Consider the following 20,431-nt stretch of genomic DNA (forward strand, 5'->3'; position numbering starts at 1 on the left):
TTTCGCATAATTACAACAAAGAGAAGGGGCAGTCTATGTAGACTCCCCCTTTCTCCTTTAAAAATACGAAATTGTATCAACCGTTATTTCCTGTTCATTCATGATTTTTTGATATTTACGACTAACAGAAGACTGGCTTATCCCAAGAGCCTTCGCTGCCTTTGTTGTTGTTTTATACTGCTTCATCGCAAGTAAAATTAATTGTTCTTCTACAGAATGTAACGCTTCTTGTAATGGTAAAACTCTTGTAATCACCGGCTTTGATTTTTTAAAATCATATCCAGGAGTTAGAAATTTACTAACAAATTCAGCATCAATGACTGAATCATCTGCTGATACTACTAAACGTTCAATCATATTCTGTAATTCTCTTACATTTCCTGGCCAGGAATAAAACTCTAGTAAATTTAGTGCATCAGGAGTTAAATGATAGTTTTTATTATATTTTTCATTTAACTCTTGTAAAAAATGAAACGCGAGTAGTGGAACATCTTCCATTCGTTCTCTAAGTGGGGGAACTTGCAGCGGAATTACATTTAAGCGATAAAATAAATCTTCTCGGAACGTGCCCGCTTCGACCATTTTTTCAAGGCGTTTATTCGTGGCAGCAATAATTTGAACATTGATTTTCGTAGGTATTGTGCTTCCAATTGGAATTACCTCTTGTTCTTGCAATACTCTGAGTAATTTTACTTGCAGATGTAAAGGCATTTCTCCAATCTCATCCAAAAATAAAATCCCTTGATCCGCTCGCTTAAAATATCCTTCTTTTCCATTTTTATCAGCACCAGTAAAAGCACCTTTCGTATAACCGAACAGTTCGCTTTCTAACAACGTCTCTGGAATCGCACCGCAGTTTAATTTTAAAAACGGCTTTGAAGATCTGTTTCCAAGTTGATGAATCGCTTGTGCAATCACTTCTTTCCCAACACCTGATTCTCCAGAAATAAGAACATTTGAAGAAAAATCAGCTATTTTTTTTGCTTGAGTAATAATTTGCTCCATTTTCGGACTACAATAAATCAATTTCTTCAGAAAGCGATCTTTATTTTTAAAGCTGTCCAACTCTTTCTTATATTGTTCGGATATCTTTTTTATCTCATGCAATTCCGTCTTTAACCTTGTTGCTTCTGTAATATCTCTTGAGGCAATAATAATACGATGAAGCTCTCCATTTTCGTTAAACACAGGATTTCCAACGGCTAATATCTTTCTACCACTTTTTGTCTCTTGTACAATTGATACCTTTTTCTTTTGTTCTAGCACCAATCGCGTGACAGATGGACTAAATAATCCCTTCTTCTCTAAATCTAAAAGATTTTTTCCTAAAAGATCTTTCAAATCCCCTCCCCAAAAATCATTGATAATGGTTTCACTATAACGGATTAATTCCCCTTTATGATTAACTACTAATATTTCATCATAAATGCTAGATAAAATTGCATGTAAATCTTTATTTAAATCCTTTATATATTCAATTTCCATAGCCATATCCTCAACCATCGGTAAATCTTGCACAATAATGACCATTCCTTCAATTCTTTGATCGAAGTTTGGGATAGGACTGTAGTCAACTAATACCCCCATCTCATTTGTTATTTGTAATTGATTTAAAATCGTTTTTCCGGTTGCAAATACATTGCGAATATGTTCCCCATTAAAAATCTGTTCTGCTGGCACATTCATTACTTTTTCAGGAGTAGATTTAATCATCTTCAAACCAGATTCATTACAATTCACAATTTTCTTTTCACGGTCTACTACAAAAATCCCCATTGGAATAGACGTTAAGATGATTTTTAGTATATCTACACTTTTATTTTCTTGCTTAAATAATTCTGCAAAAACATCCTCTCTTCTTATGTATCCTGTTAACTCTCCTCTTTCATTTTTCACTATGGCAATAGGTGCCCCAATAATTTGAAAGAGAGCTGTTAAGGAAATGTTTTTGCTAAGATGACATATTGTATCTAGTGAAACAGCATTTGAAAGTAACATTTTAGTCGTTAAGCGCTTACTTCTTGATAGCAGCTCCTTAACATGGACGTATGCAAATAATTGATCTTCTCTTTTTAAAAACAGAAAAGATTCTTTCATATTTTCAGCATCTATATTCCATTCCTGTTCAGATTGATCGATCGATATGGAAACAATAGGTCTAATTTTGTTATGAGCAATGGAAAACATTCTGTTACTCCTCCTTTAAACTGCTTAACTTGTATTGTATCATTAAAATCGGATTTTTTTAATTAATCTGACAATATACTTTTTTTACTTACTTTAATAAAAAAAGGAAGATGAATAGTTCCATCTTCCTCCCTAAAATCAATCACTCCCACTAATTAAAAGATCTTCTTGAATATACGCTAATACCATACCTGGAATTACTTTATCTCCTGCTTCTACCTCTAAAGATTGTACTTCCCCACTACATCCCATTTTAATTACTTCTAGCTTACCATTCATATCTTTAATAGCAAACAATGGTTCCCATTCATAAATTCGAGAGTCCTTATCAATAGCAACTTTTTCAACTGTTCCATAGCATGGGCTCGTAACTATTTCATAATACAAAATGAATCATTCCCTTCCTTTATTCTATTAATATTGCTCTGCCAACATTTGTGACTGGAGAATCATATGAAAAAAGCTTTGAAAATCTTCTACATCTTCTATTTCAATTCCTAGCTTAGGTGCCCAGTATTGCTCTTCTTCGATATCTTCCTGACTTAATAAAATCATTCTTCCATTTTGAATAGATGTAACCATTGCTTTTCCAAAAAATTGCTGTGAATACGTGACTGCTATATCATAGCGATGATGATTCGACACAATACAGTAATAACCAATTGGTTGCTTTTCAATTTGTTCTAATAAAATGTCCAGTTTCATTTGATTCCTCCCTTTAGCTTAAAAATGCAACCATCCTCTTAGACGCGACGCTTCTACAATTTTACGAACCCCTTCTATATAAGCAGCAATTTTCATATTTACCCCAAACCGTTTTGAAGTATTAAATACATCAGAAAAGCTAGAGGTAATTTTTTCTTTTAAACATTGGTCTACATATTGCTCTGTCCAATAATATCCTTGGTTATTTTGGCACCACTCAAAATAAGAAACAATAACACCTCCAGAGTTCGCTAAAATATCCGGAACAACTAAAACATCTTTCTCTTCTAATATTGTTATCGCCTCTTTCGTTGTCGGACCATTTGCAGCCTCAATGATAATCTTACACCCAAGTCTTTCTGCATTATGTTTCGTAATTACTCCTCCAATTGCTGCTGGAATGAGTACATCACATTCTTTTTCTAGCAACTCTTGGTTAGAGATTGTTTTACTAAAGAGGTTCGATACAACACCAAAAGAATCTCGATTCTCTAATAAATAAGGAACATCTAGACCGTCTGAGTTATAAATGCCACCTAAAGCATCAGATACTCCTACTACTTTCACACCAATATCATATAAATATTTTGCCAAATGACTTCCAACGTTTCCAAACCCTTGAATGATTACCCGCATATTTTGAATTGGAATATGTTTTAATTCACTTACTAATTGGAGCGTGTATAATACCCCTTTAGAAGTAGCTGTTTCTCGCCCTTGTGATCCTCCTAGCATTAACGGCTTTCCAGTAATAAAACCAGGAGAATCAAATTCCCTAATATGATCATACTCATCCAGCATCCAAGCCATAATCTGAGCATTTGTATACATATCAGGAGCTGGAATATCTTTAGTAGGTCCAACAATTTGGCTCACTGCTCTTACATAGCCACGGCTAAGTAACTCTAATTCTCTAAAGCTCATCTTCTGCGGATCACAAATAATTCCGCCCTTTGCTCCTCCATATGGAAGTCCTGTAACTCCGCATTTTAAGCTCATCCATCCTGCCAACGCTTTTACTTCCTCTGCTGTAACATCTGGATGAAACCTGATACCACCTTTTGTTGGCCCTGCTGCATCATTATGCTGAGCGCGATATCCTTGAAATACCTTTGTTGTTCCATCATCCATTCGAACAGGAATACTTACTTCTAAAAAACGCATCGGCTTCTTAAGAAACTCGAATACTTCCTCTGGATAATGCAAAACATGGAGTGCTTCTTTTAATATGGCTTGAAATTCCTCTAAAGCATTTTCCGACTCAACTTTTTCTTGAATAGATTGTGTTACATCCTCTTTTTCTGATTGAATTGCCACGATAACACCTCATTTATTTATTTTTACTAGTGTTATAAAGCAATAATCGTGCCAACTGGAAATATAATGTTTATATTATCGTTTCAACCTCAACTCTTTCCCTTATTTACAAAATGTCTCACGTTCTTTATGAATAGTTGAATGATTTATTCATTATTGCATAATTGTAGACTCTACAAAATTAAAAACACCGGATAAATCCCGATGTTTTTTATTATTTTACATTTCCTGCACTTCTTCAAAATGCATTTGCGGAGGTGCTGAACGAAACATGTTCGTAATATATAAAAGATAACCGATTCCAATGGCAGCCCAGCTAAGTCCAAGAATAAGCGAATGAATATTGAGGTTAAACCATAACACAGCCACTGTACCTGCACCTAAAATAGGCATAACTAAGAAATTCAAAAAATCTTTTGTTGTTTTATATCTTTTTTGCTTTATAACATAGTAGGAAATTACAGATAAATTAACAAATGTAAATGCAATAAGCGCTCCGAAGTTAATAAGAGATGCTGCTGTTTCTAAATCAATAAACATAGCAGAGAGCGCAATAATTCCCACAAAAATAATGTTATATACTGGAGTTCGCAAGCGAGGATGAATGTATCCAAATATCTTCTGCGGAATTACATTATCTCGCCCCATTACGTATAATAATCGCGATACACTTGTATGAGAAGCTAAGCCTGATGCTATTGTTCCCATAAATGTTCCTACTAAAAAGAAAGTTTGAAATAATTTTCCTCCGACGTATAATGCAATTTCTGGAGCTGCTGATTCTTGATCTTTAAATACGGATGCATCTGGAAAAAAGGATTGTGTAAAGTACGTAGTGACAATGAATAAAATTCCGCCAATTAAAGCAGTAAGAAAAATAGCTCGAGGAATCGTCTTCTTTGCGTTTGGTGTTTCTTCTGAAAATGTAGTTACTGCATCAAAACCTAAAAATGAAAAACACAGAATAGTTGCCCCTGCAACTAACGGTGATATTTGTATATCTGATTGGAAAAACGGCTGAATGGAAAAGACTTCTCCGGTTCCCTCTCCTGCTATCAAACCTTTTATAACTAGAAAAACAAACACAGCCATTACTAGCACTTGAAATGTTACTAGGAACGTATTGAAATTAGCAGTAACATTTACACTAATAATATTGATAAGTGTAATAAGTAGGACAAATCCAATGACCCATGCCCAATCTGGAACACTTGGAAAAAGTGCTGACATATAAATTCTCGTTAATAGTGCGTTCACCATTGGTAAAAACAAATAATCCAATAATGCTGACCATCCAACAAGAAAACCAAGTCTTGCACTAATTGTCTTTTGTGTATAAGTATAAGCAGATCCTGCAGTAGGAAAAACCTTTACCATTTTGCCGTAGCTTGCAGCTGTAAATAACATCCCCGCTAATGCAATTAAATAAGCTCCTGGAACATGCCCGCCCGTTTTTTCAGAAACGATTCCAAATGTATCAAATCCTACCATTGGTGTCATATACCCGACACCTAGCATAACAATTGACCAAAGTCCTAATGAACGTTTTAACCCAACTCCTTTTCCCACCTATCATTCCTCCTACTTTCTCTATCTAATTTTCATGTAAAGATTGATAACTAAACAGAAAACGCTTTCAACGAACAGCGTATGTTATATATGTCATTTCAAAAACCTCCTTTATTTTTTAAATATTCATGCAATTTTCGAGCCAAAATTGCCTTTGTTAAAAAATTTACTAAACAGCCCTATTTTTTTATGGTCCAATGAAATTACGGGTGGGATTATGTTTCTAATTGCTTCGTTATTTTTCTATTCATTTTGACATAACTTATTCAATCTCTCATACCAATAAATACAAATGAAGTGAAACTTTAATCAGTCGGCGAATAAAAACTTACCATGAGATAATAACATTATGTAAACTATTCATAACAAAAAAGCTGCCTTTATATGAAAGACAGCTTTTTCAATCTTATCTATTAAAAATCGAATACGAAATCATCGTCTGATAACTTTTCAACATTTGTTGCTTTTACATAACCATTCCCTTTTACAGAGAAGAAATCATGGTTTTTCGTATCTGTACGTAAACCGTTTAATACGATTGGGTTAATTTCTTCTTCCTCAAAGCGTGGTTCTAATCCTAAGTTCATAAGCCCTTTATTCGCATTGTAACGAACAAAGCGATTTACATCTTCAACAAGACCAATGGATGTATAAATTTCTTCTGTATATGCCATTTCAATTTCATACAGTTCTATCAATAACTCTTGTGTTTCTTTTTGCACTTCTTGTTTTTCTTCCGCAGAAAGTTCCGCGAAGATTTGTTGTGCTAAAATACCAACGAATACGCCGTGAATTGACTCGTCACGAATTATTAAGTTAATAATTTCACCACTCGCTGTTAACTTTCCTTGTCCTGCTAAGTAAAGCGGATAGAAAAATCCGCTATAGAACAAGTAACTTTCTAAGAATACACTTGCTACCATAGCCATGTATAATTCTTTTTTCGTTACTTGTGGCTTCAATAAACGACGATAATAACCTGTAATAATACCCGCTTTTTTCTCAAGTAATGGATGGCTATCTACCCATTCAAAGATCTCATCAATTTCTTCTTCTGTTGCGAGTGTCGTAAAGATATGACTGTAACTCTTCGCATGTACTTCTTCCATAGCACCCATGAAAGCTAATACACTTTTCGCTTGTAAATTCTCAAGATGAACAAGTACAAGTGGCATCCCTTCGCCGCCTTGCTTCGTATCTAAAAGTGTTAAACCACCTAATACACGCTTATACGCAATTTGCTCTTCTTTTGATAATTGCACCCAAGTATTTTTGTCAGAAGATACAGCGATCTCTTCTTCTGTCCAAAACTGAGCGATGTTTTGCTTCCAAAACATTAAACTAAAATCGTCTTCTTTTTTGTTCCAGTTTACCGCGCGCATTGAATCGCCCCTTCTCTCTATAATTAAGCTCTTCTAACTTGCGGTAAAGCTTTCACTTTACGATGAAAACTTAACCGCAAGTTAGACATCTTAAATTTTATAACTAAGCATGAGCAGGGTCAGAAAAACCCTGCTCATGATGTCTTACTCTTTATTTTGTATATCAATCAATTATAGTTTGCATCAAACTGTACAAGCAACGCACTCTTCCACGCTTAACTTACGTGTTCTTGTATAATACAAACTCTTTAGACCTTTTTTATGTGCATAGATGTAATAACGTGCTAATTCACGCGTAGAAATATCGCTATTTACATAAAGAATTGTACTAATTCCTTGGTCAATATGCTCTTGAATTTCTGCGATTAAATCAATTAGTTTAAACTGATTGATATCGTAAGAAGATTTATAATACCAGAACGTATCTTTTGATAAATACGGCATTGGGTAATATGTTGTCGCATTCGCATACGTTCTTGATTCAATTTGACTTACGATCGGCATTACGCTTGAAGTTGCATTTTGCACGTAACTGATCGATTGTGTCGGAGCGATAGCCAATCTATATGAGTTGTATAAACCGTGCTTCTGTACTCCCTCTTTTAGACTTGTCCAATCTTCTTTTGTTGGAATATAGATTCCTTCAAATAACTGCTGTACTTTCTCAGTTACAGGACTATAGTCTGTTGTTTCATACTTTTCAAAGTATGAGCCATTTGCATAATCCGACTTATCGAAGTCTTTAAATGTTTCGCCCTTTTCTTTCGCAATACCCATACTCTTTTCAATGGAGTAGTAATTTAACATCATAAAGAATGTACGAACAAATTCTTTCGCTTCTGCACTTTCATAAGCAATTTTATTTTTCGCTAAATATCCATGTAAGTTCATAGCACCAAGTCCAACTGAATGAAGCTCATCATTTGCTTTTTTCACAGTCGGCGCGTTTGGAATAACAGTCATATCAGAAACAGCTGTTAATGCTTCCATTCCTGCATGAACTGCTTCACGAATTTCTTTATTCTCCATTACGTTTACAATGTTTAATGATCCTAAGTTACAGTTAATATCACGGCGGATAATGTCATCTGTACCATAGTCATTAATTTCAGATGTTTCTTGTAACTGGAAGATTTCGGTCTCTAATGTTCAACTGAGGTCGCTACTCTCAATCCGTTGCTCAAGCAACTGCTGTATGTCACCATACAGGACAGACTATATCATCACCTACAGCATAACCTGATTAGGTGCTCCGCTTTTCGAACGCCAATCGCTTGCGCTCTACTCCCATATGGGATAGTCGTTAGGCTTTTACTTATCTTAATCTTTCAGAAAGTCTCTTATTATTTTATGTTGTTCTGTAATCTATGCACCATACAAAATAATAAGATACCTTCTGAATCGCATACGATTCATTCTAAGATAAGACTTAGCACGGTAGGTTACCTCTCATTGAGGCTTTCCCCGTTTAACGGAGTTTTCGACTAGCATTTCTACTAGAAGGTGCTACATATTTAACACAAGTTCGACATCTTCACAGTTCCAATATCTTTTAAAGGATGTTGCTTATTTGCATTTGATTTAAACATTAAGTATGGATAACCAGACTCAAGTTGAATCATTGCGATCTTAATGAGCATATCACGCGCACTAATATCAAGTGGCTTCTTCTTCACATTCGGATTGCTCATTAGTTCATCATACATCTCGTCGATGTCTATATCATCTAAATGTTTTCCGTACTCTTTATATACCGTATAAGGTGCGAAAACATGGAATGGTTCGTTTTTCTCTGCAAGCTCAAAGAACTTACTTGGAACGATAATACCGATTGATAGAGACTGAATACGGCTCTTCTCATCGGCATTTATTTTTTTTGTATCAAGGAATTCAATAATATCCCAATGGAAAATGTTTAAATATACCGCACCGGCACCTTTTCGTTGACCCAACTGATTCGCATATGAAAACGAATCTTCAAGCAATTTCATAACTGGTACAACACCGCTTGCTGCGTTATCAATGCCTTTAATTTGCTCACCGCGTGCGCGTAGCTTAGAAAGATTTAAAGCAACTCCGCCACCAATTTTCGATAGCTGCATCGCTGTATTGATATTAAATCCAATCGAATTTAAGCTATCATCCATCTCTAACAAGAAACAAGACACCATTTCTCCTCTTCTGCTTCTTCCTGCATTCAAAAAGGTTGGTGTCGCTGGTTGGTAGTTTTGTTTTACAATCATGCTTGCAAATTGTTTTGCTTTATTAACATCGCCGCGTCCTAAGTATAATGACACAATTGATACACGATCTTCGTAGCTTTCTAAGTATTGTTTTTGATTATTTGTTTTTAATGCATAATCCTTATAAAACTTAGATGCCGCCATATAAGATTGGAACTCGAAGTTTTCACCGTATGCAACGTTGTATACTTCCTCTACTTCCTCCAACTTATACTCGTCCAGAACGTTGTAATAGTAATCGTGCTTATTCATATACTCGATTCGCTCTGCCACGCTATCAAAATGAACGGTATTCGCTCTCGCTTCTTCCATAAAGACTTCTAATGCTTCTTTATCTTTATGAAGCTGGTAGAAACCGTCTTGCATTTGCGTGATTTCATTATTCAGTTCAATGTGTCGCAATCTCCCGCACCCTTTCTTTAAAATATTCTACATCTTTATTTGTTCCAGATAACTCAAATTTTGATACAATAGGTACTTCGTATCTGGATGAGATTTTATCTGCACTTGCTCCGAACATATCTCCCCAGTTGCGATTGCCACTTGCAGATACGCCTTTTAAATTTGTATTATTGCGTTCTAAAAATTCTAAAACACGTTCCGGCACATTTCCAAAACCTGTTGTATACGTAATAAGAACAAAATCTTCGTCTAATACTAGATCGTCATTAATTTGAACGGCCGGCATATTTAATTTGTGGATGAAACGCTTCACGTTTCCTGTCATAGAATCATATGCAACTAACATTTCCGACCCTCCCCTTCTTTCTTTAATATCTAGATGTCGTTTCATGATTTCTCTATATATTGTATTATGTTTCAAAACAAGACACAAGATATATGTATAAATTCTTTCTTTTTTTAACTTTTACTTTTCGACATGACAAGTCCTTTTTTTCAATACAAAGACTATGAAACAACATTCTAAAACTCATGTCAATAAAGTGCTTTTCGAAAAAGTTGTCAACGAATTTAATCATATTTACAAAAATGTTATCAATATGTTTTGTCAAAAAACAGTAAATGCTGGAGAAATATATTTCTCCAGCATCACATAAAAAAGAACAGAATTTACGAGATAATCTGTTCGAAACCGGTTACACATTATTCAGATCACACAAGTAAGGACTTCTCTCTCTTGTGAATTAAACATTTATTAAATCGAGTACATATACTTTCTTTTTTGTTACACAATAAAACATATCATTATAATGAAAAGGACAATTATTATGGCACACCAATTTATTCGTTAGTGTGATGAGAATTTTAAAAAGACTGTACACAAAGCATCGCTCATTCGCAATGTTCAATACGTAAAATATCCTTTATAAATAAATGATGTAAATTTTCGTCTTTATCTTGCATTGTAAATACTGGCGCTTCTTCATCAAAATATACAACTATTCCCTCTACATATTGATTCATATGCTGAAATTTCACAGTTGCTCGAATGTGAATTTCTTGCTCATATGCTACTTTCAATTTTTCTATAACTTCTTCTGTACGTTTCTCAGGAAACATAACCATTCCTACGAATCGTTTTCCTGTACCATCTTTCCACATGTAGTCCCAGTGCGGTAAAATACTTTGTTTAAATTCTCCCATAATTCTCCTCTCCTTTTCCTTCTATTAAGAACGCGGTGTTTCTATATATGTATAAATAATTTTCCCGCCGTGCTGTGCATTCCCACTGAAATGTTTAAAATCTTCTCGATTTACTACAACCTCACGAAACGCATAAAATACATCCTTAGTTACAATATACTCTTCTATCTCTCCATTTTTCAGTTGATCTAAAATTGTATTTGCTAATTGTTTATCCATGTATTTCACCTCTCTGCAATATTTTATCCTATCTTCCACAAGTCGACAATGCTAAATTTCTTACATTCACAGCAAGTATCATATACTACCATAACGGTTCATCTATACTGAATCAATTCGATATTCAAGCTTATCCTATAAAATTCAAGAAATTGATGAATAACTGGTTGAAACTTTATTTTATGTTACAATAAGAATGACAACTAGGAGGGATACTATGATTCGGAAAGCAAAAAAGACAGATGCGAAGGCAATATCTCCTTTATTGTATAACGCTCTGCATGAAATTGCTGAAAAAATCACAGGTGGGAGAACAGGAACAGAAGTCTTGACAGGGCTTGAAACTTGGTTTTCAAAAAAAGAAAATCGACTTAGCTACGAGAACTGTTTCGTTGAAGAACAAGATGGACAAGCAATTGGAATCATCGTAGCCTATCATGGCAGCCATGCAAAACAACTAGATACTCCCATTGTAAAACACTTACGAAAAATCCATCAAGATTCATCTATTACGCTAGAAAAAGAAGCTGAGCTCGATGAATATTATATTGACACATTATCCGTTTCAAACACATATGGCGGACGAGGAATCGGCTCAAAATTGATTAAAGCAGCAGAAAATGATGCCTATGAAAAAGGCTATGAGAAAATTGCATTACTTGTAAATTTAGAAAACAATCGAGCTTTCTCTTTATATAAAAAACTTGGCTACCAAGAGGATAAAACGGTTATGCTTGTTGGAGAGCCATATGCTCATTTAGTGAAACCACTATATAAAAAAGCTTTCGTTTCTTAAAAAAAAGCACACGATTCTTTATTGTAATCGTGTGCCTTTATGTTAAATTGGTATTCAATATATTTCCATTCATCGCTTCATGAAATGTATATTCTGTACAACTCCATGGCTTCCCATAAAAAATAGGCGGACCAGACCATCCTCTAGCACGTAGCTCAGCCCCAATCATCGTATTAAAATAACTGTGCCCTATGAGCGCAATATGCCCATGTACTAACGCATATCCGACTAATGTATCAGCTGCTTGCTTCGCTCTTCCTTGTACTTCACGATAAGACTCAACACCTTTAGAATATCCAACCATCCATAATGTACGCCCAATAAATGTCCATACTTCCGGTTTGCACTTCACCCATTTCGGAACAAAGAAACTAGATGGTACTTCTGCCTCTCGAAAAAGGGAGCTTTGTATAAAAGAAAGAGAATTCGTTAATTCTGCCGCTGACTGTACCGCACGTTTTTGATTACTCGTTACAATAAGCTTCGCAGATTCGATTACTTCAACCGTCTCAATTGGTATGTCCATACTTTTTTTCATACCGTCTAAATCGTACTGCTCCATCCATTTGTGGAACGATGATACTGTCATTGATTCTGTAACATTGTTCAAGCGACCGTGACGAATAAAAGAAATTCGCATCTTCTCCACTCTCCATTCACCGCTCATCACCTATATTATTATGCACTTTTTCTTATTATCATCATACCATGGAGAAAGAGAAAGTCATACTTCCTTACATATCCGCACCGCTCTCATGAGTAACAGAAGCATGCATACCATCTAATCCATCAAAATATGTATCTGTTTCATGGATACGAATTATTTTTAATTGCTTATATGAAAATAAGAATAAAAGGATCATTATAAAACTTCCTACAATTTCAAACAACATTTTTACCGCCCCCAGTTTATTATACCCCTATATACTGATATAAGCACTTTTTTATCAATTCCCTCTCCTAAAATAGAAAAATACTTTATACATTTCTTATGAAAAATGACTATTTTTTGAAATTTTCTTATGGAAACATTTACAAACAGGGGAATATAGTTCAAAATAAAGGGAAATAAAAAAGAACAACATTGTTCTTTTTTTGGTAAAACTGTAACAAGGAGAGTTGCTTATGAAAACCGCAGAAACTGGAGATATTATCGAATTTAAAGGTGGAATGCAAGGCCGTGTTCAAAAAGTAAATAAAAACTCCGTTATTGTCGATATAACAATCATGGAGAATTTTAGAGAACTAGATATGGAACCTCTTACAGTTGTAAATCACAAAAACTATACAGTTATCAATCAACATGCATAATATAATAGAAAAAAAGGATCTGTATGTATCATACAGATCCTTTTTTCATTAACGATTATCGATTGTTTCAGGATATAAATCGTGATTCATCATGCGATATTCTGACATTTTTTCATATTTTGTACCAGGACGACCATAGTTACAATATGGATCAATCGAGATACCACCACGTGGTGTGAATTTCCCCCACACTTCAATATAACGTGGATCCATTAATTTGATTAAATCATTCATAATGACATTCATACAATCTTCATGAAAATCTCCATGGTTACGGAAACTAAATAAATATAATTTTAATGATTTACTCTCCACCATTTTTTGCTCTGGAATATAACTAATATAGATCGTTGCAAAATCTGGTTGTCCTGTTTTTGGACATAAGCTTGTAAATTCAGGACAGTTGAACTTTACAAAATAATCACGGTTTGGATGATTATTATCAAATATCTCTAAAATTTCTGGGCTATATTCAAATAAATATTTTGTATTTTGGTTTCCAAGTAACGTTACATCTTTTAAATCTTCATCTAATCTTCCTGCCATTTTTCATACATCCCTTCAATTCGATTCCTTATACGCCTCGTTTATTTCCCCACACTAACGCGTGAAGCTGAGGTAATACTTTTGCGTCATTCATTTCTTTGCAATGAACAGCTTTTTCAATGAGCCATTCATATTTTTGTAGTAAATTCCTGATAAGCATTGCATCATCCACTGTTTTTGTATCATCATTTCCAACTTGTAAGAAAAACGGTACGTGCGGATAACGCTCATGCACTTTTATCGCATATTCAAAATCGTGATCATCAAATACAACGACTTTTAAGCTAAAATCTTTTCCTGCTAATCTTTCAATAACAGAATCCAGCATAATAAAATCAGTTTTCATCTGTGAGCTTGGTGGCTTTGGCGAAATTGTTATTTCGTCAATATGAAGCAACCATTCCTGCCATTTACTTCCTTGCGTCTCAATGGCGGTGCGAATTTGTTTTTCTTGTAATAAAGACAGAAAATCGTCTATATTTTTCAACAACACTGGATTCCCACCTGAAATCGTTACATGTGAAAAATTTTCCCCACCAATTTCTACAAGCTCACTCCATATCTCCTCGGGAGTCATTTGCCGAATTTGTTCTTTCGCTGATCCATCCCATGTAAAGGACGAATCGCACCACGCGCAACTATAGTCACAACCTGCTGTACGAATGAACATCGTCTTTTGTCCAACAACCATTCCTTCACCTTGAATGGTCGGCCCGAAAATTTCCAGAACAGGAATTTTACTCACCGATCATCCACTCCCGTCTTACTTCCGCATAACTTGTTGGTGTTTCAAATAGACGAACAAATTCAACCCGTGCTCCTTTATATTCATTTGCACGGTCTTCTTTTGTAAGTGCCTCTACCATCTTCTCATATATCCAAACGACCATATTTTCAGCTGTCGTATTCATCGCTGGTAATGTTTCATTTAAATAACGATGATCCAAATAAATTTCTATTTCATTTTTCCAAATTTCTTTTATATCTCCAAAGTCAATAGCAAGTCCAATCTCATTTACATATCCACTAATTCCAAAAACAACTTTGTATGTGTGACCATGTAAATTTTTACATTTCCCTTCATAACAGTGCAAATGATGCGCTGCATCAAATGTAAATTCCTTACTTACCATCACTCGTTTATTATGATATTTCAGTTGTTCACGTTGAATGTCCTTGTCCACTTTTTGTAAATTTTCTACAATGCGAAATCCAAAAAAATTTTGTTCCATTATGCGTTCGCTCCTTCGCGTTCTTGTAAATACGTATCTAAACCTGCTTTACGAAGTTTACAAGCTGGACATTCACCGCAGCCATCACCGATTATTCCGTTATAACATGTTAATGTTTTTTCTCTAACAAACTCAAATGCGCCAAGTTCGTCTGACAATTTCCATGTTTCTGCTTTATCAATCCACATAAGTGGTGTATGAATAACAAATGGATAATCCATAGATAAATTTAAAGTAACGTTTAACGATTTCACAAATACATCACGACAATCAGGGTAACCGCTAAAATCTGTTTCACATACGCCCGTTACAATATGACGTGCTCCAACTTGTTTTGCTAGCACAGCTGCAAATGATAAGAATAGTAAATTTCGTCCATCTACAAATGTTGATGGCAATTCACCTTCTTCATGTGTAATCTCCATATCCGTCCTCGTTAACGCATTTGGAGCAAGTTGATTTAATAGGCTCATGTCAAGTACTGTATGTTTAATTCCTAACTCTTTCGCAATATCAGCTGCACAGTCAATTTCTAACTTATGACGTTGATTATAATTAAATGTCACAGTTTCGACCTCTGCGAACTGCTGCATTGCCCAAAACAAACATGTTGTACTATCCTGGCCACCACTAAAAACGACAACTGCTTTTTCTTTTTTCATCTCACTCATTCTCCTTCTCTACTACGAATAAGAAGAAAGAACGTTCTTGAACTGTCACAATAAAAAAACAAAACAATACCTAAGGATATTGTTGTTTCCATAGTTTTTTATAGAGGGAGTTCGCGAACCTCTCCCATGTTATACATGGAATTTCTTCTTTCATTAACAACACATATTGTAACATACTGCACATATCCAGAAAAACATCTGATTTTTCTGTCTTTTTTCAGGATTAAGATTCATTTTCTTGTATTTTAATAGTATGATTATACTTATATAAATCCATTTTGATTTTCCAACATATAAGTCGCTGCTATAAAGAACAAAAGGTGACCGCTACTTATTTTCTCTCTTTGTTTTCACTTTGCATGGGGCAGAAAGAAGGGCTGACTGCTTCTATGCATGGCCGGATGCTCTCTCACCTAAAAGGAAAGGTTTTATGTCGGTTTTTCAATTTGTACTTATATAACACCATACATATGAAAATAGGGAGGAGATAAACCTGAAACTCTTTATTATTTATCTCTTTTTAAACATATTATCCATCCTCGTTATGATGCTAATATACCACTCATTTTGGAATCAAAAAGGGAAACATTCACCTAAATTAAATTCAACCGTATTTATATTATTTTGCAGTGCTGCAACAATTCTTTGTATTTCTTTTGCAGCAAGGATGGATAATGGATTTCAATTTGATATGCGTCATATTGTATTAATTGTTAGTACATTAACAGGAGGTCCTATTGCGGGTGGATCGATTTTAGCTGTATTAAACATATACCGTTTTTTATTAGGAGGCATAGGAGTTTTTCCATCTATTATAGCTTCCATTTTCTTATATATTATTCTCCTTGCCACATACAGACTCTTTCAAAGAGGGAGCAATCATATAAAAGTAGTACTTGCTATTTTATATAGTTTTGTATACGTATTTAGCTGGATTCCTTTTTTCCTTGCTGAAGTTCCTAACAATGAATATTACCTCACTTATATTATTGTGTATGAATTATGTACCATCATTGGTACCATTCTTATTCTTTATTTACTAAACGTACTACAATTACAAATACGCCTACAAGAAGAACTGATTAACGCTGAAAAATTTCACCTAATCGGAGAAATGGCTGCCTCTATCTCTCATGAAGTTCGTAATCCTTTAACTTCAACGAAAGGTTTTTTACAACTCCTACAATCCGAAGAATGCTCTGAAGAAGATCGGAAATTATATACAGAAATTGCTATACGTGGTATTGAACAAGCAAATCACGTACTCACAGATTATCTAACATTTGCAAAACCAAGTATAGAAAAAGAACAAGTATTACAAATCGAAGATGAATTACTTCATGCTGTATCTCTCATTACTCCACTAGCTAATTTGACAAATGTTCGTATAACTTACACAAAGCAAAGCAATATCTTTTGTATTTCTGGAGAAAAACAAAAATTTAACCAATGCTTATTAAACATTTTAAAAAATTGTATTGAAGCCATGCCAAAAGGGGGAGATCTTATTCTCACATTAATACCGAGTCATACACAGATACAGTTGTCCATAAAAGATACTGGTATTGGCATGGATCTAGAACAACTAAAACGTCTTGGTTCTCCCTTCTATTCAACGAAAGAAAAAGGCACTGGACTTGGGATGATGGTCGTATTCAGCATCGTAAAAGCAATGGGTGGAAAAATCGATATTACAAGTGAAAAAGACATTGGTACAACCTTTCTATTAACTTTCCCACTCATACAAAAAACGTGATGAAATCATCACGTTTTTTCCGTTTCATCAACAAGTTCCGCAAAAGTCTTTACTTTCCCATGCGGTTTTTGATTTTCTTTTCGTGCCTTCCAACTACGCTCTTGCTCTTTCTTTTTGTGTGACATGCTTTCAACTCCTTCTATGTTCTCTTTATGTATTATTCCAAAATAAAAGATAAAAATATGCATCAATCCAGTTTCTTCATCCTCCACTAATAATTAGTCCTCATTAATTAGGATTTTATAAGTGGTTTATCCCCTACCCATCTTCTTTTTCTGCATCTTGAGGAGTGGATATTACTACCCTCGAAGAGCCGGGATAAATAAGAAGAAGCGGGATAATTACTACCTCGCTTCTTCTTATTTATTCAATATAGTTCCCATGTAAATGGGAATTTTTCTTTACCTTTGCAAAATCGCATATTTTGCTTCTTTTAACTGTGTAAGATGGCGTTGTTCATGTAAATCAAGGAATTGAATCCATTGATATAGATTAAGCTCCTGAAACACAGGATGTTTTAACGAATTTTCGAACAATTCTTTTTCGTCTATAATACTATGCAGCGTATGCAATAATTCTGCGCGTGAATGTTCGAGTAATTGAATTCCTTGTTGTTTTTTCATTAATGTTTCTGTTGGTTGCATTTGTTGAGGAGCTTCTCGTTTATATGTTCGATCAAGAGTAAGTTGGAGATCCTTGAGTGGAACTACTTTTCTGTCTTTTTTCTGTAAAGCATACACAAGGGATGAAGTGACAGATTGTTCAATTAGGTGTAGATGATGCATAATTTGAATGATACTCCATTTATCACGGCGCGGTTTTACATTCACTTCCGTATCATTTAACATCTCAATTTCTGATAATAGTGTGTTTCTTGTAGATTGTAACGATTGCAGCAAAGTTTCCAAACTAACATTCATATTAGATTGAAGCATAATTCTCCCCCCTCTTTTTTGGTAAAAAAGGGTGTTTCCAACTTAGAAACACCCTTTGAATAAATCTGAATTTTCTTATATTATCTCATTGTTTTATGAATGTGTCGATTACAAAATGTGAAAAAAACAAGGTTGATTTTTACAATTTTGTGTCATCCACTGCATGTAACCACGCTTGAATCTCAGTGATTACGCCTTGCACACACCCATCTGTAAATGGAGATGTCAAATTCGCAATTTCTACTAATTGTAAGAAGGATTGACTTCCACCCTTTTGACAAAGGTTCACATAGTCTTCCCACGCTTCTTGTCTATTGTCTCTTGCTCGCTTCCAAAATTGCAGTGCACAAATTTGAGCCAATGTATAATCAATATAGTAGAAAGGTGAGCTATAAATATGCCCTTGACGCTGCCAGAAACCACCGCGTTCTAAATAATCATTGTCTTCATAGTCTCGATGTGGTAAGTACTTTCTTTCAATATTACGCCATGCCGCTTTGCGATCCTCTGGAGATGCTTCCGGATTTTCATATACATAATGTTGATATTCATCAACAGATACACCGTATGGTAAAAATAGAAGTGCTGAACTTAAATGAGAGAAATAATATTTATCCGTATCTTCCTCAAAGAATAATTTCATCCATGGCCACGTGAAAAATTCCATACTCATAGAATGAATTTCACACGCTTCGTACGTTGGCCAATTGTACTCTGGAATTTCAAACTTCCGGCTCTCATATACTTGAAACGCATGACCTGCCTCGTGTGTTAACACATCAATATCACCTGATGTCCCATTAAAGTTCGAGAAAATAAACGGAGCTTTATAATTTTCAATGTATGTACAATAACCGCCACCAGCTTTTCCTTTTTTCGCAACTAAGTCTAATAATTCATTATCTAACATAAAGTTGAAAAACTCATCTGTTTCTTTTGATAATTCTTTATACATTGTCTTCCCATGATTAATAATCCACTCTGCATCTCCCTTTGGAGTCGGATTACCTGTTGCATATTCAAAATTCTCATCATAGTAAGCAAGCTTTTCTACACCAATGCGTGCTTGCTGCCTTTTTCGTAATTCTGTCGCAACTGGAACGATGTAATCTAGTACTTGTTTACGATAATTTGCAACCATTTCCGCATTATAATCTGTGCGATACATTCTTGCATATCCAAGTTCAACAAAGTTTTTAAAACCAAGTGTTTTCGCAATCTTCGTTCTTACTTTTACAAGTTCATCATAAATACGGTCTAACTCTTCTTCATGCTCTTCTAAAAAACCATAATAAGCTTCACTTGCTCTTTTACGCATATCTCTATCCGTATGTTGCATAAAAGGTCCAAGTTGTGATAATGTTCTCTCTTCTCCTTCAAAATCAATTTTTGCAGCCGCTAAAAGTTGTGTATATTGCGAAGATAATTTATTTTCTAATTGTAAATCTTTCACAACCTCATCTGAATATGTTTTTGAATCACATTCTGCTAAAGCAAATAATTGTTTCCCATAATAAGCCTCCAATTCATCACGAAACGGAGAATTCATCAATGCTTTATAATATTTCGTTACATAGCCTTGTACAATCGGAGAATACTCATCAAAAAAATCTTGTTCTTCCTTATAAAACGGATCCGTTGTATCAACAGAATGGCGGATATGACAAATATTTCCCATTGTACCAAAATCATTGCGAATCTCATTAATTACACCAATTACTTGCTTTTGCTCTTCTACCGTCTTTACATTCTCAAACTGTTCTAAAGCTACAGTGAATTTTTCTTGCAACTCTTCCGTATTTGGGCGTTTATATTCATAGTTCTTAAATGACATGAATATGCCTCCTCTCAATTATATGTATCCTTACTATAATTCCATTTCCTTTTCTGAATCTCCTTTTATTCTTCAACAGAATCCATTAGAAACTGTAACATTCCATCCATACTTCTTGTAGAA

The 20,431-nt window shown here is 34.7% G+C and carries 22 protein-coding genes, 1 pseudogene and 1 riboswitch; of the genes and pseudogenes, 3 read left to right on the forward strand and 20 right to left on the reverse strand.

Annotation, left to right across the window (positions count from 1 at the left end; translation table 11 throughout):
- Positions 1-57 precede the first annotated feature (57 nt).
- From MHH45_RS09490 to MHH45_RS09540, 11 genes and pseudogenes are all read right to left on the reverse strand, one after another.
- Positions 58-2,187, reverse strand: a complete 2,130-nt coding sequence (locus tag MHH45_RS09490; RefSeq protein ID WP_016113954.1) for a sigma 54-interacting transcriptional regulator — start codon at positions 2,185-2,187, stop codon at positions 58-60.
- A gap of 138 nt (positions 2,188-2,325) precedes the next feature.
- Positions 2,326-2,574: a hypothetical protein gene (locus MHH45_RS09495; RefSeq protein ID WP_016113953.1), complete on the reverse strand. Its 249-nt coding sequence runs from the start codon at positions 2,572-2,574 to the stop codon at positions 2,326-2,328.
- A 27-nt stretch (positions 2,575-2,601) separates the two neighbouring features.
- Positions 2,602-2,892 (reverse strand): SAV0927 family protein, encoded by a 291-nt coding sequence (locus tag MHH45_RS09500; protein ID WP_016113952.1) that lies wholly within the window; start codon positions 2,890-2,892, stop codon positions 2,602-2,604.
- Between the two features lie 18 nt (positions 2,893-2,910).
- Positions 2,911-4,209, reverse strand: coding sequence for a Glu/Leu/Phe/Val family dehydrogenase (locus MHH45_RS09505; RefSeq protein WP_016113951.1), 1,299 nt, complete (start codon positions 4,207-4,209; stop codon positions 2,911-2,913).
- A gap of 219 nt (positions 4,210-4,428) precedes the next feature.
- A complete protein-coding gene (locus MHH45_RS09510; protein ID WP_016113950.1) occupies positions 4,429-5,778 on the reverse strand; it encodes an APC family permease in 1,350 nt (449 codons plus the stop codon).
- A gap of 413 nt (positions 5,779-6,191) precedes the next feature.
- Positions 6,192-7,160: a class 1b ribonucleoside-diphosphate reductase subunit beta gene (gene nrdF, locus MHH45_RS09515; protein WP_016113949.1), complete on the reverse strand. Its 969-nt coding sequence runs from the start codon at positions 7,158-7,160 to the stop codon at positions 6,192-6,194.
- 183 nt (positions 7,161-7,343) lie between these two features.
- On the reverse strand, positions 7,344-8,294 hold the full coding sequence (locus MHH45_RS09520; RefSeq protein ID WP_306471790.1) for a ribonucleotide reductase: 951 nt from the start codon (positions 8,292-8,294) through the stop codon (positions 7,344-7,346).
- Between the two features lie 383 nt (positions 8,295-8,677).
- Positions 8,678-9,805, reverse strand: a pseudogene (locus tag MHH45_RS09525) (ribonucleotide reductase N-terminal alpha domain-containing protein); the annotation flags it as partial.
- Positions 9,792-10,151 carry a class Ib ribonucleoside-diphosphate reductase assembly flavoprotein NrdI gene (gene nrdI, locus MHH45_RS09530; RefSeq protein ID WP_016113946.1) on the reverse strand — a complete coding sequence of 120 codons (360 nt, stop codon included), beginning with the start codon at positions 10,149-10,151 and terminating at the stop codon, positions 9,792-9,794. The pseudogene MHH45_RS09525 and the gene nrdI, both read right to left, overlap by 14 nt.
- A gap of 545 nt (positions 10,152-10,696) precedes the next feature.
- On the reverse strand, positions 10,697-11,008 hold the full coding sequence (locus MHH45_RS09535; RefSeq protein WP_016113945.1) for a hypothetical protein: 312 nt from the start codon (positions 11,006-11,008) through the stop codon (positions 10,697-10,699).
- 24 nt (positions 11,009-11,032) lie between these two features.
- Positions 11,033-11,227 carry a hypothetical protein gene (locus MHH45_RS09540; RefSeq protein ID WP_016113944.1) on the reverse strand — a complete coding sequence of 65 codons (195 nt, stop codon included), beginning with the start codon at positions 11,225-11,227 and terminating at the stop codon, positions 11,033-11,035.
- 217 nt (positions 11,228-11,444) lie between these two features.
- Here MHH45_RS09540 and MHH45_RS09545 point away from each other — a divergent pair, with 217 nt between their 5' ends.
- Positions 11,445-12,023, forward strand: coding sequence for a GNAT family N-acetyltransferase (locus MHH45_RS09545; protein WP_016113943.1), 579 nt, complete (start codon positions 11,445-11,447; stop codon positions 12,021-12,023).
- A 37-nt stretch (positions 12,024-12,060) separates the two neighbouring features.
- Here the strand turns inward: MHH45_RS09545 and MHH45_RS09550 are convergent, their stop codons facing one another.
- Both MHH45_RS09550 and MHH45_RS09555 read right to left on the reverse strand, forming a co-directional pair.
- A complete protein-coding gene (locus MHH45_RS09550; RefSeq protein WP_016113942.1) occupies positions 12,061-12,663 on the reverse strand; it encodes a hypothetical protein in 603 nt (200 codons plus the stop codon).
- Between the two features lie 94 nt (positions 12,664-12,757).
- The gene (locus tag MHH45_RS09555; protein WP_016113941.1) at positions 12,758-12,916 is read right to left on the reverse strand and encodes a hypothetical protein; all 159 of its coding nucleotides are present in this window, start codon (positions 12,914-12,916) and stop codon (positions 12,758-12,760) included.
- Positions 12,917-13,148: 232 nt separating this feature from the next.
- Here MHH45_RS09555 and MHH45_RS09560 point away from each other — a divergent pair, with 232 nt between their 5' ends.
- Entirely contained in the window at positions 13,149-13,334 is a 186-nt protein-coding gene (locus MHH45_RS09560) for a YkvS family protein (RefSeq protein WP_003196089.1), read from the forward strand.
- Positions 13,335-13,382: 48 nt separating this feature from the next.
- Here the strand turns inward: MHH45_RS09560 and queF are convergent, their stop codons facing one another.
- Genes queF through queC form a run of 4 tightly spaced genes read right to left on the reverse strand, consistent with a single transcriptional unit; the run spans position 13,383 to position 15,774 of the window.
- A complete protein-coding gene (gene queF / locus MHH45_RS09565; RefSeq protein ID WP_088093992.1) occupies positions 13,383-13,880 on the reverse strand; it encodes a preQ(1) synthase in 498 nt (165 codons plus the stop codon).
- 28 nt (positions 13,881-13,908) lie between these two features.
- A complete protein-coding gene (gene queE / locus MHH45_RS09570) occupies positions 13,909-14,625 on the reverse strand; it encodes a 7-carboxy-7-deazaguanine synthase QueE (RefSeq protein ID WP_016113939.1) in 717 nt (238 codons plus the stop codon).
- Positions 14,618-15,112, reverse strand: coding sequence for a 6-carboxytetrahydropterin synthase QueD (queD, locus tag MHH45_RS09575; RefSeq protein WP_016113938.1), 495 nt, complete (start codon positions 15,110-15,112; stop codon positions 14,618-14,620). Before queD ends, queE begins: the two co-directional genes overlap by 8 nt.
- The gene (gene queC, locus MHH45_RS09580) at positions 15,112-15,774 is read right to left on the reverse strand and encodes a 7-cyano-7-deazaguanine synthase QueC (protein ID WP_016113937.1); all 663 of its coding nucleotides are present in this window, start codon (positions 15,772-15,774) and stop codon (positions 15,112-15,114) included. Before queC ends, queD begins: the two co-directional genes overlap by 1 nt.
- 93 nt (positions 15,775-15,867) lie before the next feature.
- Positions 15,868-15,911: riboswitch (PreQ1 riboswitch) on the reverse strand.
- A 419-nt stretch (positions 15,912-16,330) separates the two neighbouring features.
- On the opposite strand from queC, the gene MHH45_RS09585 reads away from it, so the two are divergent.
- Positions 16,331-17,539, forward strand: a complete 1,209-nt coding sequence (locus MHH45_RS09585) for an ATP-binding protein (RefSeq protein WP_033671053.1) — start codon at positions 16,331-16,333, stop codon at positions 17,537-17,539.
- An 8-nt stretch (positions 17,540-17,547) separates the two neighbouring features.
- Here the strand turns inward: MHH45_RS09585 and MHH45_RS09590 are convergent, their stop codons facing one another.
- The 3 genes from MHH45_RS09590 to MHH45_RS09600 form a co-directional block, all read right to left on the reverse strand.
- Complete coding sequence (locus MHH45_RS09590) at positions 17,548-17,664, reverse strand: DUF6254 family protein (RefSeq protein WP_000018497.1); 117 nt, start codon at positions 17,662-17,664, stop codon at positions 17,548-17,550.
- Positions 17,665-17,940: 276 nt separating this feature from the next.
- A complete protein-coding gene (locus MHH45_RS09595) occupies positions 17,941-18,474 on the reverse strand; it encodes a DinB family protein (protein WP_016113935.1) in 534 nt (177 codons plus the stop codon).
- Between the two features lie 139 nt (positions 18,475-18,613).
- Entirely contained in the window at positions 18,614-20,308 is a 1,695-nt protein-coding gene (locus MHH45_RS09600; protein WP_016131266.1) for a M3 family oligoendopeptidase, read from the reverse strand.
- Positions 20,309-20,431: the final 123 nt, after the last annotated feature.

It is taken from the genome of Bacillus sp. FSL K6-0042, assembly GCF_038006685.1.
Taxonomy (GTDB): Bacteria; Bacillota; Bacilli; order Bacillales; family Bacillaceae_G; genus Bacillus_A; species Bacillus_A pseudomycoides.

Excerpts from the sequence above, each read along its gene's own strand:
- MHH45_RS09590 (WP_000018497.1), bottom strand. The coding sequence starts at position 17,664 with ATGTCACACAAAAAGAAAGAGCAAGAGCGTAGTTGGAAGGCACGAAAA.
- MHH45_RS09500 (WP_016113952.1), bottom strand. The coding sequence starts at position 2,892 with ATGAAACTGGACATTTTATTAGAACAAATTGAAAAGCAACCAATTGGT.
- nrdF (WP_016113949.1), bottom strand. The coding sequence starts at position 7,160 with ATGCGCGCGGTAAACTGGAACAAAAAAGAAGACGATTTTAGTTTAATG.
- MHH45_RS09560 (WP_003196089.1), top strand. The coding sequence starts at position 13,149 with ATGAAAACCGCAGAAACTGGAGATATTATCGAATTTAAAGGTGGAATG.
- nrdI (WP_016113946.1), bottom strand. The coding sequence starts at position 10,151 with ATGTTAGTTGCATATGATTCTATGACAGGAAACGTGAAGCGTTTCATC.
- MHH45_RS09540 (WP_016113944.1), bottom strand. The coding sequence starts at position 11,227 with ATGGATAAACAATTAGCAAATACAATTTTAGATCAACTGAAAAATGGA.
- queF (WP_088093992.1), bottom strand. The coding sequence starts at position 13,880 with ATGGCAGGAAGATTAGATGAAGATTTAAAAGATGTAACGTTACTTGGA.
- MHH45_RS09585 (WP_033671053.1), top strand. The coding sequence starts at position 16,331 with ATGCTAATATACCACTCATTTTGGAATCAAAAAGGGAAACATTCACCT.
- queC (WP_016113937.1), bottom strand. The coding sequence starts at position 15,774 with ATGAAAAAAGAAAAAGCAGTTGTCGTTTTTAGTGGTGGCCAGGATAGT.
- MHH45_RS09555 (WP_016113941.1), bottom strand. The coding sequence starts at position 12,916 with ATGTTGTTTGAAATTGTAGGAAGTTTTATAATGATCCTTTTATTCTTA.
- MHH45_RS09600 (WP_016131266.1), bottom strand. The coding sequence starts at position 20,308 with ATGTCATTTAAGAACTATGAATATAAACGCCCAAATACGGAAGAGTTG.
- MHH45_RS09545 (WP_016113943.1), top strand. The coding sequence starts at position 11,445 with ATGATTCGGAAAGCAAAAAAGACAGATGCGAAGGCAATATCTCCTTTA.
- MHH45_RS09595 (WP_016113935.1), bottom strand. The coding sequence starts at position 18,474 with ATGCTTCAATCTAATATGAATGTTAGTTTGGAAACTTTGCTGCAATCG.
- queD (WP_016113938.1), bottom strand. The coding sequence starts at position 15,112 with ATGGAACAAAATTTTTTTGGATTTCGCATTGTAGAAAATTTACAAAAA.
- MHH45_RS09490 (WP_016113954.1), bottom strand. The coding sequence starts at position 2,187 with ATGTTTTCCATTGCTCATAACAAAATTAGACCTATTGTTTCCATATCG.
- MHH45_RS09550 (WP_016113942.1), bottom strand. The coding sequence starts at position 12,663 with ATGCGAATTTCTTTTATTCGTCACGGTCGCTTGAACAATGTTACAGAA.
- MHH45_RS09535 (WP_016113945.1), bottom strand. The coding sequence starts at position 11,008 with ATGGGAGAATTTAAACAAAGTATTTTACCGCACTGGGACTACATGTGG.